The organism is Campylobacter sp. CFSAN093238, from assembly GCF_012898015.1.
In the GTDB taxonomy this organism is placed as follows: domain Bacteria; phylum Campylobacterota; class Campylobacteria; order Campylobacterales; family Campylobacteraceae; genus Campylobacter_D; species Campylobacter_D jejuni.
Map to the genome: position 1 here is coordinate 258,695 of NZ_CP040611.1, position 13,246 is coordinate 271,940.

The window sequence follows — 13,246 nt, forward strand, 5'->3', positions numbered from 1 at the left end:
TTATTTGTAATTATTTGGATTATAAGCATAAGTACAAGAAATTGCTCTTAATCTCTGTGTTGCATTTTTAATTTGTTTTGCTGCATAATCAATTTCTTCTTCAGTGTTAAAACGTGACAAAGAAAGCCTTAAAGCTGTATGTGCTAAATCATGTTCCGCACCGATAGCTTCCATAATAGGATTGCTTTCTAAAGCTTCACTTGCACAGGCTGAGCCCGTACTTGCAGCTATACCATTTTTATTTAAATCCCAAAGCATTGCTTCGCCTTCAACTCCTTTAATACTTGCTAAGATTGTATTAGGCACACGGTGTTCTCTTTTTCCAACCACTGTTGTATCAGGCAAGGCTAAAATTTGATCTTCTAGTTTATCTCTTAAACGGCGTATATGAGAATCTTCAAAATCAAGCATAGTATTTGCAATACGCAAAGCCTCGCCCATAGCCACTATATAAGGCACATTTAAAGTCCCGCTTCTACGACCACCCATGTGTTCTCCACCGTGTAAAAGTGGAGTAAGCTTAAGTCCTTTTTTTATAAAAAGTCCACCCACACCCTTTGGTCCATGAAATTTATGTGCCGAAAATGAAGCAAAATCAACTCCTACTTGAGTTAAATTAACCTTTATTTTACCTACTGCTTGAGTAGCATCTGTATGAAAAAGAGCACCAAATTCATGCGCAAGTTCTGCCATCGCTTTAATATCAAAAATCATACCTGTTTCATTATTTGCCCACATAACACTTACAAGTGCTGTTTTATCGCTAATCACTTTACGCAAATCTTCTACAGTAGAAACTCCTTCTTCGTTTACAGGAAGTTCTATGACTTTTACTCCAAGACTTTTTAAAAAATAAGCAGCAGTAGCAACAGCAGGGTGTTCTACACTAGAAATAACCACTTCATTGCGCTCTCTATCTAAAATATGATCAAAATACACACCCTTAAGCACCCAGTTAATGCTTTCTGTCGCACAGGAGGTTACAATTATGTCATCTAGGTCATTTGCTCCAAGTCCTGCATAAAGTTTATCCAAAGCTTCTCTTAAGGCAGGATGTGTTGCGCTACCATATTGATGAAGGCTATTTGGATTTCCATACATATCCTTTAAAAAAGGTAGCATCAACTCATAAGCATTAGGATCAAGCATTGTCGTTGCGTTGTTATCTAAATATACTTTCACTTTAAAATCCTTAATTTATCCTTAATTTTAATTAGGATATTTTTTATCTTTATTTGAAAATGGATAATAACAAAAATTTATAAAAATTAGGTTAAAAATTATAACAAAAATAAAATGCTAAAGTAAAATTTTAAAGTGAAATATTTTGTGAATTTTATATAGCAAAAATGAGAAATACTATTTCTTAAATTTTTCTTCGTAATACTTTACTATTTTTGAATCTTCTTTGGCTGTATGTTTAAAGATAAAATCTTGAACAACGAGATTTAATTTTTCGGTCATTATATTTACAAATTTAGCTTCACTGATGATAATTTCTTCAATTTCTAAGATAATTTTTCTGTGAATTCTTGTATGATGGTTGATATAAGGATATTCTATTTTTCTCATAAAGGCTTCTTCATCTGAAAAATGTCTATTGATCATTATCAACAACTCTCTTAAGACAATTTTTAATTCTTTTGTTCCAACATGATATTGGTTCATTAAAGAGAGTTTTTTAGAAATTTCAAAAAGTTCTTTATGTTGATGATCTAAAAGATCATTATTCATTGAAATAATTTTTTCATTATAAATCATGGTTTTGAGTACTTTTATATTTATATTTTTCGAGAACGGATTATAATGCTATAATACTTAAAATTTTATTAATTAATTATATAAAAATTATTATTATTAAAGTATTTATAATTTATATATTTTTTAAAAAATTATTTTAAACCATCACAGACATATAAGAGTTTAAAATTTTATTTATATTTGCTTGTTTTTGACGACGATCTAAAAAATTTTCTATAGAGCTAGAACGTAGTTGATTTGCTTCTTCTAATCTTTGCGTATCTTGACTTTGGTTTTGATATTGTTTTTTAAGAGCATCAAAATCATTGCGATTTTGATCGATATAAATTTGAAATATTGAACTTGAATTTGCAAATTCTCTTAAATCCATATCTTTTTGGTAGTTAATATATTGTTGAAAAAATACAGATAGTTTATCTTGAGTACTTGTTTTTTTATCTACGCCATTCACATAAAGATAAAGATCAAAACTCATCTTTTTTTCATTTTCTTTTTTGATGTAATCTTCTATATCTGTTTCACCCTTGAGAATTTTTTGTAAATTTTGATGAGAGCTTAGTTCTAAAGTGGCAGGTTTCATAAAAAAGTTAAATTCTTTTTCGTTTTGAGTTTTTATATCATGGTAGATAAAATTCATTAAAAGACCAGATTTTGATACTTCTGCATTTTTAGTTAAATAAGGTTTTAAAATTTCATTAGAAGAAGTGTTTTCTATGGCTTTATCAAAGTGAAAATTAGTTATTTTATTATCTAACATTAAAGTATTTAAATTTGTGATATTACTTAATGCCAAATCAATTTCTTCTTGATTGTTGTAAATTCTTGAAATTTGGCCTAAAAATTCTCCATTATCTGTTGAAAAACCTGATGATAGTTTTGAAATAAGATCGCGACTTAAATAAGCATTATCATCTTGTAAAAATTCTGAATTTATAGATTTTAATGAACTATGATAGCTGTTTAAAAGATAAGGTAGATCAATTTTATTGTAGTTTAAATTTTCATCTTGTTTTGCGAGTTCTTTCGCTATGCTTCTAACGCTTTTAATGTTGATATCATAAGATTCTGGTATATTTGCAATTTTATTTAAATCTTTATCAAAAAAACCTTCTTCATTGATTCTAAATCCAAATTCACTAGCATAAGTGATATTATTAAAAATATAACTCAATTGTTCTAAGCTATTTTCATTTCCTTTTTGATCTAAGGCTTTGCTATCTTTAATCAAATTTAGAGCAGAGCTATTCTGCAAAGGATTAGATAAGGTTAAATTTTGATATGGATTTGCCGAATTTATAGTCATTTTAAATCTTTCCAAAATATTGCTGATTTTTTTATAAGCAAAATGTGTGCCAAGTTTTTTAAAAATTAAATTCAGTCAAAAATTAGAAAAAATTTGATAGTATTTATCTTTTCTTTTAAAGTTTGAAAAATAAAAATTTATCTAAATAAGGAAAGCGTATGCCAAAGATGAAAAGCGTTAAAAGCGCAGTTAAACGCTTCAAAGTAGGTAAAAATAAAATCAAAAGAGGCTCAGCTTTTAGAAGTCATATTTTGACTAAAAAACCTGCAAAAAGAATGCGTGATCTTCGCACAGCTAAATATGTGCATAGCACAAATGTAAAAGCTGTTGAAAAAATGCTAGGAATTTAAGTTTTTGACTAAAAGTCATTCAAACTCCCCTCTGAGATAAAATTTCAAGGGCAAGCTCCAAATTTGGACGCCACTTTATGAAAGGAAATAAAAATGGCAAGAGTAAAAACAGGTGTTGTTAGACGCCGCAGACATAAAAAAGTTTTAAAATTAGCGCGTGGTTTTTATAGTGGACGCCGCAAACATTTTAGAAAGGCAAAAGAACAATTAGAAAGAAGTCTAGTCTATGCTTATCGTGATAGACGCCGTAAAAAAAGAGACTTCCGTCGTCTTTGGATTGTGCGTATCAATGCTGCTTGCAGACTCAATGATTTAAGTTATTCAAGATTTATCAATGGTCTTAAAAAAGCAGGCATTGAACTTGATAGAAAAATTCTAGCAGATTTAGCTATGAATGATGCTGCTGCTTTTGCAAAAATTGCAGAGGCCGCAAAAAAAGCACTTTGATTTTTTAGTGTAAGAATTTCAAGATTTTTGATTTCTTGAAATTCTTAATTTTTTAGTATTAATTTAGTTTAGCTAGAACATCTTCATAACATTTGAGTTGATTTAAGATTATTTTATTAATCTCATTTGTCATTTCTAGTTTTTGACCTTTTATATTAAGATAATAGTATTTAAAATCACTGTATTTTTGTATGAAAGTTTTTAAATATCTAGGTTTGAAATCATTAAAATTTTCAACTTCATAAAAAATATTGCCACTAAACTTTTTGCAATTCCCGCTCCATAAATTTCTCCAAAACTAGAAAAACCAACTATGGGAAAATTATTAAAATGGATTTGATTTAAATGTTCTTTGTTGTGAAGTCTTCTTAAGATACAATCATTAAAAATTGCTCCTAGTGGTTTTGGTTTATTAAGAGAAAATTTTTCATAATCTTTTTTTATAGCTTCAATAAAATTTGTTTTTTAAGCAAGCTTAATTCCTGAGCGCTTTCTATATCACAATAACTAAATAATGTTTTATTTGGGTTGATTTTCATAGGGGAAATAAGATAGTCTTCTCCAATTTTTAAAGCAAAAGTATATTCTTGCATTTTATTTTTAAGTTCTTCAAAAGTGCAGTTAAAATAATTACATAAAACTTCAACCGCGTTGATGGATTGAAAGGTTTTTTATTAATAAATTCGCGTACGGTTTTATCATATAAGCTTACATCAAGTATGGTAAAAGTAATGTTGCTTTGAGGATTGAAATTTTTAGACTTCATTAAATTAAAACGGTATTTAGGTTTAAATTGAACATGTATGCTTAAAGCTTGATTTTTAATATTTCTCCGTTATAAAATATAAATGCTCCGCTAAAGTCCATGTTTCCGCTAGACCCACCCCCTACTAAAGCACAAGGATAGGGGTTGTGTTTGTACAAAAGTTCTAAAAGAGAACTTTCGCTTTGACTTAAACCATCATAAATTAAATAATGCAAAGTATTTATGCAGTGTGCTTCAAAAGGTATATTTATAAATAAAACTTCTTTTTCTATCAGTTTTTTTCTTTCTGTATAATCTTTTATATCACTAAAAAGCTTGATTTTATTTGTGCAAAGATTTTCTATCATATCTTCACTAAAAAGTATCAAGCTTATTCCTTGGATATTTTGTTTATAAGGACTGTTTTCAATGTTTGAGTTAGAATCAAGGTTGCATAATAAATCAGTAGCACTGCTTAAGATGATATCACATTGCTCATTTATGGAATTTTGAATCTTATTTCCTATGATCGCTAGATTAAGTTGATTGACACAAAGCCTATAATTAATTTTGGCTTGATGTTTATTTTTTTTAATTTTTCTTCAAGTTCATTTTATTGAAGATATGGAGCTTCTAAAACTTTTTTACTTCTTCTTTTTTTGTTGAGCTTTTATTTTTAAAATTAAAAAAACATCAATTTAACTCCATTAAAACTATTTTTTAATTACTAGTTAACTAAATCAAGACACCATAAATTCGGCATTTATTTGTAATTTTTATTATACCTTAAGTCATAAAAAATGCAATAAGTAAATTAAAATTTAGATATAATTGCAAATTATAATAATATTAATTAAGGATAAATTAAATATGATTGGAGATATGAATGAGCTTTTATTAAAAAGCGTTGAAGTATTGCCACCTTTACCTGATACTGTAAGTAAGTTAAGAAAATATGTGAGCGAGGCTAATTCAAATATAGAAACTATGAAAGTTGCTGAAATCATTTCAAGCGATCCGTTGATGACGGCTAAGCTTTTGCAATTAGCAAATTCTCCTTATTATGGTTTTACAAGAGAAATTACAACCATAAATCAAGTGATTACTTTATTAGGCGTTGGTAATATCATCAATATAGTTATGGCTGACTCCATTAGAGATAATTTTAAAATAGACGTTTCACCTTATGGTTTAAATACTCAAAATTTTTTAAAAACGTGCAATGAAGAGGCAACTTTTATCGCAAATTGGCTTAATGATGAAGATAAAAAACTTTCTCATCTTTTAGTTCCTTGTGCAATGCTTTTAAGGCTTGGTATTGTTATTTTTTCAAATTTTCTTATACAAAATCATAAGGATAAGGATTTTTTAGCTTTTTTAAATAAAAGTGAAAATCTTGCTTTAGCGGAGAATGAATTTTTAGGCGTAGATCATATTTCTTTCTTGGGATTTTTGTTACATCGTTGGAATTTTGATGATGTTTTGATTGAAAGTATATGTTTTGTTCGCACTCCTCATGCTGCTCGTGAAAAAGTGAAAAAATCCGCTTATGCTTTAGCAATAACAGATCATCTTTTTGCTCCGCATGATGGCTCTTCTCCATTTAACGCAAAAGCTGCAGTTGCTTTACTTAAAGAGGCAAAAACTCAAGGAATTAATTTTGATTTAAACAATCTTTTATCTAAGCTTCCTAACAAAGCTAAGGAAAATTTAAACAAAGAAGATTAAAGAGCCTTTTTAAGGCTCTAAATTGTAGTGATGAAAAGTTTAATCTTGCCTCCTAATGAATTTTTAGATCACTATATTTTAAACGCTGAATTTCATCGTTTTGCTGGAATTTCAAAAAATGCTTATAAATTTTGGAAAAATGTAGAAATAGGCAGATATCAAGGAACAAGAATTATATTTTTGCATAGAAATTGCATTTTAGAAAAACATCAGCAAGCTTTAAGGCAATGCAGTGGTTTAAATGGTTTTGTATTGGCAAGTGCTTTTTGTTCTTTTACTGGATTAGCCCCCTCTCATTTAGTGGAAAAAAATAATTCTTCTATTTACAAACTTTTAGAGCTTAAGGAGATTTGTGGGATTAAATTTGTTAATCTAAAAAAATTTTATGATTTTTTAGGGCTAAATTATCATCAGCATATTTATATAGAAAAATGCCATTTTTTTAGCCCAGCTCCTTTTGAAAAGCGTATTAAAATCACTGAGAGTATGTGCGTTGGGTATTATTAAGATAAGAAAAAATAAATGCACATAGCAAAGCTATAATAGCCAAAAAGAAAACATAAATTCCCAAAGAAAAACGCCAAAAATTACTTAAATTATCTAAGGCAAAACTATGCAAGAAAAAAGCAAGTTGCGGAGTTAAACCTCCAGCTATAGCATAAGCAATATTATATGAAAAAGAAAGTCCTGAAAATTTAATTTTTGCATCAAATACTTCACTCATTATTAAAGGGCAAAAATTCATCACTCCGCTAAAAAAACATACAAGTAAATATAAGCAAGCTACTAGGTTAAAATCAGCATTTTGTCTATATAGAGTATTAAAATAAAGCAAGCTTACAATTCCAAAAAAAACACTAAAAAATACACAAGATTTGATAATGCCTATTTTATCCGCTAAAATTCCACTTATAATACACCCTAGGCAAATAAGTAAAATTCCACCTATTTGAAGATAGGTTTGTATAGAAGTGTTAATTTGAAGTATTTTTGCCATATAGCTAGGCATAAGCAAAATCATTACAACAATGCAACCTGTCAAAACCCAAGCAATCATCATAGAAAGAACAATTCCCATTTTAGCTTTTTTAAACACTTCTTTTAAAGGAAATTTTTCTAAAGTCTTGTCTTTTTTCATTTGTTCAAAAACAGGAGTTTCTCTTAAAAATTTTCTCAAATAAGCAGAAATAATCCCAAAAATTCCACCTAAAAAGAATGGAATTCTCCAAGCCCATTCATGAAGTTCTTCTTGGGTATAAATTTTATTCATAATTAAAAAAACTAAACTACCTAATAAAATTCCACCTACAACCGAAGCGGTTAAAATTCCCAAATAAGTTCTTTTTTGACCTTGTGGTGCGTGTTCGTATACAAAAACCCAAGCTCCAGGAAGTTCCCCGCCTATAGCAATGCCTTGACAAATGCGTATAAAAACTAAAAGCACAATACAAAGAAAACCTATGCTTTCATAATTTGGAATAAAAGCTAGAGTAAAAGTTGGAATAACCATTAACAAAATACTAATCATAAACATTCTTTTGCGTCCAAATTTATCTCCAAAATGTGCCAGTATCACACCCCCTAAAGGACGTGCTAAATATCCAGCTGCAAATATTCCATAAGTATTAAACATTTGCCAAAAACTACTTAAATCTTTTGGAAAAAAGTTTGTTGAAATATAATTTGCAAAAAATACAAAAATAATAAAATCATAAAATTCTAAAGTTCCACCTAATGATGAAAGTCCTAAAACTTTTATATCTTTTTGGTTAAGGGTTTTGCTCATTCTTAATCCATCTCATAAAAATCATCATCATTGTTATCATCATCGTATTCATAATCATCATCATCGTAATTATAATTTTTATGGTGATTTTGTGGATATTCTTCATCTTCGTTTTCATAATCATCGTAATTTAAATCTTCTTCATCTTCATAAGCCATTGTTTTCTCCTTAAATAAAAATACAAAGCTTATTTTATCTTAAATTTGTTTAGTTTTGCTATAATTTTTATAATTTTTTAAAAGGTGAATTTATGAAATTAAGTCATTTAGATGAAAAAAATCATCCTAAAATGGTAGATGTAAGCGATAAAAATATTACTTTAAGAATAGCCACAGCTAGTGGTATAATATATATGAGTCAAGAAGCTTTTGATGTAATTAAAAACAATACCGCAAAAAAAGGTCCTGTTCTTCAAACAGCTATTATTGCGGCTATAATGGGGGCTAAAAAAACAAGTGAAATTATTCCTATGTGCCATCCTTTGATGCTTTCTAAAGTTGAAACTAATATTGTGGAATTTGTTAAAGAATGTGCATTTAAGCTTATTGTAACAGTTAAGTGTGAAGGTAAAACAGGTGTTGAAATGGAAGCTTTAAGTGGAGTTAGTATAGGACTTTTAACTATATATGATATGATCAAGGCTATAGATAAATCAATGAGAATTACGGATATAGTGCTTGAAAGCAAAGAAGGAGGTAAAAGTGGTAAATTTGTGCGATCTTAAAAAAGAACCTCAGATCAATTATCCTACTTTTTGGGATTATAAGGTGATTTTTGAGGTGCATATTAAGGCAAGTGAAATTTTTGAAGAAATTTTAGGTCAAAGAGAATATAAATTTGAACATTCGAATTCAAGTGCGAGTGGAAAATATCAAAGTTATTTGTTAAATGTTTATGTTGATAGCAAAAAAGATCGTTTGGATATATTTGATAAATTAAAAGCTAAAGCAAAATTTGTACTTTAAGAAAGGAGGAAAAATGAAAAATACTTTAATTATTTTTGAAAATTCTTTATCAAATCTCGGTAAAGATGAAGCAAGTGATTTACTTGAAGACTTGAGTTTTAATCTTGCGTATAAGCAAATTTCACATAATCCTCATGAAACAAAAAAAGTTTTAAATTCTCTTTTGGTTGAATTTTTAACCATTTTGAAAAAACTTGATTTTTTTGATGATGAAAATGTTACAAAGGTTATCAAAGCTTTGGTTAAGGCGAGTATTGTAGATGCTCAAAATTCACTTTATGAGTATATTAGCGAAGCTGAATTATTAAACAAACAGATTGAAAATCAAAAGAATTTGATTAAAAATCAAATCAGCGATAATTTTTTTGAATTCGAGAATATTTTACAAGAATGTTCTTTTTGTGATGAATTTAGTGGTGGTTTAAATGATGCTATTTTATTTGATATAGAAATGCTTGGAATTTTAAAAGAAACCGCTGAAAGTGCTTTTTTAACTACATTAGAAAAGGCTGAAGATATAGAACTTACAAGTAGTGAAATAGCTAAAAATCTCGTATATAATGCCATTTGTGAAGCTCATTTTGAAAAAGAAAGAATTTTAAAAATTTCAAGTATTATTTTAAATACCGCTTTTGAAATAGCTAATGAATCTATGGCTTATGCAAAAGATCTTTGTTTAGGCGTGATTAAAGGCACAAGGGATGGTATTGTTTTGGCAATGGAAAAATTTAAAGCTTCATTAACTTATGCAAATTTTGAAGAAGATGTTAGTTTAAAAAGCAAAGAACTAATAGGTATAGAAGATGATTTTATTGCTCTTTTAAAAAAAGAGATTCAATTACAAAATGATCCTTGTAAGAGTATAGTTGAGAATTTGCTAGAACATGAACTTGATAATCTTTTTGCTAAATTTAGACGTCTTGCAGGTGAAAGCAGAGAGCAACTAATATTAGTTTTAAATGATATTAAGAAAAATCCAAAGATTAATGATTTTAACAAACTTACTCAAAGAAAATTAAATCGTTTTAAACAAGAAATTTTTGAATTAGAAAAAATTGCTAGTGAAAAATACAAAGATTTAAATTCCAAAAAAGCTAAAAAGCTTGGTGTAAGACTTTGGGAAAAAGCAAAAAAATTCGTTAAAAAATAATATCCCATTTTTGGGATATTAAATATCTATTTCTATACCTACAGGTGCGTGATCAGAGCCAAAAATATCATCTCTTATGAAAGCGTTTTTAAGTTTATCTTTTAAACCCTTTGAAATGAAAAAATAATCAATCCTCCAGCCTACATTTCTTTCTCTTGCTTTCATTCTATAGCTCCACCACGAGTATTTTTCTTTGATTTCACCATTAATTTCTCTAAAAGTATCTATAAAACCAAGCTTTAGCAAATCATCAATCCAAGCTCTTTCTATAGGTAAAAAACCTGAAGTGTTGGCATTGGCTTTTGGATGAGTAAGATCGATTTCTTTATGAGCGGTATTGACATCACCGCAAATGATAATTTCAAATCCATCCTTTAAAAGCTTATCCAAATACACTAAAAAATCTGCATAAAATTTCATCTTAAAATTTAAACGCTCTTCATCTTTTTGACCATTTGGAAAATAGATATTAAAAAGTGCAATATTTTTAAAGCGGTGTTCTAAAACCCTACCTTCTTCATCATCAAAAAATTCGCATTTTTTTACTTCGCTATTAAAATTACAAAGACTCATTACCCCAGAATACCCCGCTCTTTTAGCAGAATTAAAATACATGTGTTTAAAAGGATATTCATAAATTTTTTTAGGAAATTTATCTTCATGTGCTTTGATTTCTTGAAAACCTATAAAATCAATTTGTTCTTGTGCTATCCAATCAAGTGCATTTTTATCACAAATAGCTCTTAAGCCATTGACATTCCATGAAAGTAGTTTCATTATTTTCCTTAAAATTTTCATTAAAAGTGTAAATCATAACATAAAAAGATTTAAAACTACAATCCATTTAAAAAAATTCAATAAAATTAAAAGCTTAAATTTGGAGGTGGGATTTATATGCTTAGATTAACTTGGCTTCAGTTTACTTTTTTTAATTCTTTGATGATTGTATTGTTGAATTTTAATTTATTTTATTTTGTGTATGAAAAAAATACACAAAACTGGTTTATAACTTTTGTTTTTATTGTGGCCTATTTTGCCCTTGTTCACGTGATTTGCTCTTTGCTTTTTATAAAGTTTTTTACTAAATTTTTTTCTATATTATTTATAATATCATCTTTTTTAAGTGTTTACTTTATTAGTTTTTATGGGGTGCTTATAGATTCTGATATGATACAAAATGTTGTTCAAACAGATATCAAAGAAGTAAAAGATTTGTTAAATTTAAAATTGATCTTATTTGTTGTTTTGGCTTTATTGTTGGTTTTTTATGTTGTTAAAGTAAAAATTGATTATTATGGTAGTTTTAAATCCCATCTAAAAATTAAAATTATCAATATAATATCAGGTTTGATTGTTGTTTGTGCGGTTTTAATCCCTTTAAGTAAAACTTTCTTGCCTTTTTTTAGAAACTATAATGAAATAAGAATGTATAATACCCCTTTTTATCAAATTTATGCCGTATATCGCTATTATGTTCGTTTTGTAAAAGCTAAGCCAGAATTTAAAACTATAGCTAATGATGCTTATAGAGAAAACAATCACACTAAAAAACTTTTGGTTTTGGTAGTGGGTGAAACCGCTAGAGCGGCAAATTACTCTTTGGGTGGATATGCTAAAAATGATACCAATTTTTATACCAAAAAAGATAATGTAGTGTTTTTTGATAATTTTTCATCATGTGGAACAGCAACAGCGGTAAGTTTACCTTGTATGTTTTCTATTTCTAAGCGTGAAAATTATTCAAGTTCAGAATTTCAAGAAAATGCGATGGATGTGCTTTATAAAACAGGTGTAGATACTGCATGGTTTGATAATAATTCTGGTGGTTGTAAAGGGGTTTGTGATAGATTAGCTTATAAGCAAAAGCTTTCTAGTGATTTGGATGAAAATTTACTCGCTCCTTTTAAAGAAAAATTAAATCATTTAAGTGATCAAAATATAATAGTTCTTCATTTGCAAGGTTCTCATGGGCCAACTTATTATAAACGCTATCCAAGTGAATTTAACAAATTCACTCCAACTTGTGATACTAATGAGCTTTCAAAATGTGATAGCGAGGCTTTAATCAACACTTATGACAATACTTTACTTTATACAGATTATCTTTTAAGTGAGATTATAAAACTATTAAAAGAGCAAAAAAGCTATGAAAGTTCTTTGTTTTATCTTTCAGATCATGGTGAAAGTTTGGGTGAAAATGGTATTTATCTTCATGGTATGCCTTATGCTATAGCGCCAAGTTATCAAACCCGTATTCCTGCTATTTTTTGGAGCAATGATGAAAAATTAATGAATTTAGCTAAAGAGCATAAAGGTTTAAAACTTTCTCAAGATAATCTTTTTAGTACTCTTTTAGGATATTTTGATGTAAAAACAAGTGTTTATGAGCCAGAATATGATTTATTAAATCCTAAACTTAAGGCAAATCCATGAAGCCTAAATATCATTTTTTAAATAATGCAAGATATGCTTTAGAAGGGATTTTTGCTTTATTTAAAAATGAAATGGCGTTTAGAATTGAACTTTGTATTATTATCCCTGCGATAGTTTTTAGTTTTTTCTTAAAAGTTAGTTTTTTGGAGCATTTATTATTGGTAAGTGTTTTAATGCTTATTTTAATTATAGAGGCTTTAAATTCGGCTATTGAAGCTTGTGTTGATTTGATTACAAATGAATGGCATGAAAAGGCAAAAATTGCTAAAGATTGTGCGAGTACGGCAGTGTTTTTTAGTGTGCTTTTAGCTCTTTTTGTTTGGAGTTTTATTTTATATAGCATTTACTTATGAAATTTGAAAAATTAATACAAGAAATTTTGGGAAAAAAGCGTTTTGAATTGTTAAAATTTTTATGCGAAAATGCCGATGAAAATGGTTTTATTATGATTAAAATCAGTGAGCTTGAAGAAAAATTAAACCAAAGCAAGCCCACTATCATCGCTACTTTTAAATTTTTAGAAGAAAAAAAGCTTTTTAAGCGTCTTAAAAATGGATTTTATCAGCTAAAAATATAGG

At 28.2% G+C, this 13,246-nt stretch carries 16 protein-coding genes and 1 pseudogene; 10 read left to right on the plus strand and 7 right to left on the minus strand.

What is annotated here, in order from left to right; genetic code table 11:
- From FBF21_RS01410 to FBF21_RS01420, 3 genes are all read right to left on the minus strand, one after another.
- Positions 1-1,182: a NifS family cysteine desulfurase gene (locus FBF21_RS01410; RefSeq protein WP_002875908.1), complete on the minus strand. Its 1,182-nt coding sequence runs from the start codon at positions 1,180-1,182 to the stop codon at positions 1-3.
- A gap of 177 nt (positions 1,183-1,359) precedes the next feature.
- Positions 1,360-1,761 (minus strand): bacteriohemerythrin, encoded by a 402-nt coding sequence (locus FBF21_RS01415; protein ID WP_002875905.1) that lies wholly within the window; start codon positions 1,759-1,761, stop codon positions 1,360-1,362.
- A gap of 136 nt (positions 1,762-1,897) precedes the next feature.
- On the minus strand, positions 1,898-3,064 hold the full coding sequence (locus FBF21_RS01420; RefSeq protein WP_002860616.1) for a hypothetical protein: 1,167 nt from the start codon (positions 3,062-3,064) through the stop codon (positions 1,898-1,900).
- A gap of 158 nt (positions 3,065-3,222) precedes the next feature.
- Between FBF21_RS01420 and rpmI the strand changes: the two genes are divergently transcribed.
- Together rpmI and rplT are read left to right on the plus strand one after the other, a co-directional pair.
- A complete protein-coding gene (rpmI, locus tag FBF21_RS01425; protein WP_002777995.1) occupies positions 3,223-3,414 on the plus strand; it encodes a 50S ribosomal protein L35 in 192 nt (63 codons plus the stop codon).
- Positions 3,415-3,507: 93 nt separating this feature from the next.
- Positions 3,508-3,861: a 50S ribosomal protein L20 gene (rplT, locus tag FBF21_RS01430; RefSeq protein ID WP_002851731.1), complete on the plus strand. Its 354-nt coding sequence runs from the start codon at positions 3,508-3,510 to the stop codon at positions 3,859-3,861.
- Positions 3,862-4,429: 568 nt separating this feature from the next.
- Here the strand turns inward: rplT and FBF21_RS09415 are convergent.
- Positions 4,430-4,995, minus strand: a pseudogene (locus FBF21_RS09415) (FIST N-terminal domain-containing protein).
- Positions 4,996-5,476: 481 nt separating this feature from the next.
- Here FBF21_RS09415 and cheP point away from each other — a divergent pair.
- Both cheP and cheQ read left to right on the plus strand, forming a co-directional pair.
- The gene (cheP, locus tag FBF21_RS01440; protein ID WP_002860614.1) at positions 5,477-6,334 is read left to right on the plus strand and encodes a cheVAW transcriptional regulator CheP; all 858 of its coding nucleotides are present in this window, start codon (positions 5,477-5,479) and stop codon (positions 6,332-6,334) included.
- Positions 6,335-6,361: 27 nt separating this feature from the next.
- Positions 6,362-6,841, plus strand: a complete 480-nt coding sequence (gene cheQ / locus FBF21_RS01445) for a cheVAW transcriptional regulator CheQ (protein WP_002854628.1) — start codon at positions 6,362-6,364, stop codon at positions 6,839-6,841.
- On the opposite strand, the gene FBF21_RS01450 is transcribed toward cheQ, so the two are convergent.
- Positions 6,810-8,120 (minus strand): MFS transporter, encoded by a 1,311-nt coding sequence (locus FBF21_RS01450; RefSeq protein ID WP_032582902.1) that lies wholly within the window; start codon positions 8,118-8,120, stop codon positions 6,810-6,812. The genes cheQ and FBF21_RS01450 overlap by 32 nt on opposite strands.
- A gap of 2 nt (positions 8,121-8,122) precedes the next feature.
- Positions 8,123-8,278 carry a highly acidic protein gene (locus tag FBF21_RS01455; protein WP_002851965.1) on the minus strand — a complete coding sequence of 52 codons (156 nt, stop codon included), beginning with the start codon at positions 8,276-8,278 and terminating at the stop codon, positions 8,123-8,125.
- 92 nt (positions 8,279-8,370) lie between these two features.
- Here FBF21_RS01455 and moaC point away from each other — a divergent pair, with 92 nt between their 5' ends.
- Genes moaC through FBF21_RS01470 form a run of 3 tightly spaced genes read left to right on the plus strand, consistent with a single transcriptional unit; the run spans position 8,371 to position 10,235 of the window.
- On the plus strand, positions 8,371-8,844 hold the full coding sequence (gene moaC / locus FBF21_RS01460; RefSeq protein WP_002872171.1) for a cyclic pyranopterin monophosphate synthase MoaC: 474 nt from the start codon (positions 8,371-8,373) through the stop codon (positions 8,842-8,844).
- Positions 8,822-9,085, plus strand: coding sequence for a DUF493 family protein (locus tag FBF21_RS01465; protein WP_002867797.1), 264 nt, complete (start codon positions 8,822-8,824; stop codon positions 9,083-9,085). The genes moaC and FBF21_RS01465 overlap by 23 nt, the downstream gene beginning before the upstream one ends.
- Entirely contained in the window at positions 9,075-10,235 is a 1,161-nt protein-coding gene (locus FBF21_RS01470) for a hypothetical protein (RefSeq protein ID WP_079264535.1), read from the plus strand. The genes FBF21_RS01465 and FBF21_RS01470 overlap by 11 nt, the downstream gene beginning before the upstream one ends.
- Before the next feature lie 18 nt (positions 10,236-10,253).
- Here FBF21_RS01470 and FBF21_RS01475 read toward each other — a convergent pair whose 3' ends face one another.
- Positions 10,254-11,012: an exodeoxyribonuclease III gene (locus tag FBF21_RS01475; RefSeq protein ID WP_002867799.1), complete on the minus strand. Its 759-nt coding sequence runs from the start codon at positions 11,010-11,012 to the stop codon at positions 10,254-10,256.
- A gap of 117 nt (positions 11,013-11,129) precedes the next feature.
- On the opposite strand from FBF21_RS01475, the gene eptC reads away from it, so the two are divergent.
- The 3 genes from eptC to FBF21_RS01490 are packed head-to-tail and all read left to right on the plus strand — an operon-like array spanning position 11,130 to position 13,245.
- Positions 11,130-12,668, plus strand: coding sequence for a lipid A/FlgG phosphoethanolamine transferase EptC (gene eptC / locus FBF21_RS01480; protein ID WP_168985423.1), 1,539 nt, complete (start codon positions 11,130-11,132; stop codon positions 12,666-12,668).
- On the plus strand, positions 12,665-13,021 hold the full coding sequence (locus FBF21_RS01485) for a diacylglycerol kinase (RefSeq protein ID WP_002859416.1): 357 nt from the start codon (positions 12,665-12,667) through the stop codon (positions 13,019-13,021). The genes eptC and FBF21_RS01485 overlap by 4 nt, the downstream gene beginning before the upstream one ends.
- Positions 13,018-13,245, plus strand: a complete 228-nt coding sequence (locus FBF21_RS01490) for a replication/maintenance protein RepL (RefSeq protein WP_002870142.1) — start codon at positions 13,018-13,020, stop codon at positions 13,243-13,245. The genes FBF21_RS01485 and FBF21_RS01490 overlap by 4 nt, the downstream gene beginning before the upstream one ends.
- The last annotated feature ends 1 nt before the right edge of the window (position 13,246 follow it).

Bases quoted from the DNA above. Each gene is read 5' to 3' on its own strand.
- FBF21_RS01475 (WP_002867799.1), bottom strand. From the start codon at position 11,012: ATGAAACTACTTTCATGGAATGTCAATGGCTTAAGAGCTATTTGTGAT.
- FBF21_RS01455 (WP_002851965.1), bottom strand. From the start codon at position 8,278: ATGGCTTATGAAGATGAAGAAGATTTAAATTACGATGATTATGAAAAC.
- moaC (WP_002872171.1), top strand. From the start codon at position 8,371: ATGAAATTAAGTCATTTAGATGAAAAAAATCATCCTAAAATGGTAGAT.
- FBF21_RS01485 (WP_002859416.1), top strand. From the start codon at position 12,665: ATGAAGCCTAAATATCATTTTTTAAATAATGCAAGATATGCTTTAGAA.
- FBF21_RS01420 (WP_002860616.1), bottom strand. From the start codon at position 3,064: ATGACTATAAATTCGGCAAATCCATATCAAAATTTAACCTTATCTAAT.
- rplT (WP_002851731.1), top strand. From the start codon at position 3,508: ATGGCAAGAGTAAAAACAGGTGTTGTTAGACGCCGCAGACATAAAAAA.
- rpmI (WP_002777995.1), top strand. From the start codon at position 3,223: ATGCCAAAGATGAAAAGCGTTAAAAGCGCAGTTAAACGCTTCAAAGTA.
- cheP (WP_002860614.1), top strand. From the start codon at position 5,477: ATGATTGGAGATATGAATGAGCTTTTATTAAAAAGCGTTGAAGTATTG.
- eptC (WP_168985423.1), top strand. From the start codon at position 11,130: ATGCTTAGATTAACTTGGCTTCAGTTTACTTTTTTTAATTCTTTGATG.
- FBF21_RS01415 (WP_002875905.1), bottom strand. From the start codon at position 1,761: ATGATTTATAATGAAAAAATTATTTCAATGAATAATGATCTTTTAGAT.
- FBF21_RS01450 (WP_032582902.1), bottom strand. From the start codon at position 8,120: ATGAGCAAAACCCTTAACCAAAAAGATATAAAAGTTTTAGGACTTTCA.
- FBF21_RS01490 (WP_002870142.1), top strand. From the start codon at position 13,018: ATGAAATTTGAAAAATTAATACAAGAAATTTTGGGAAAAAAGCGTTTT.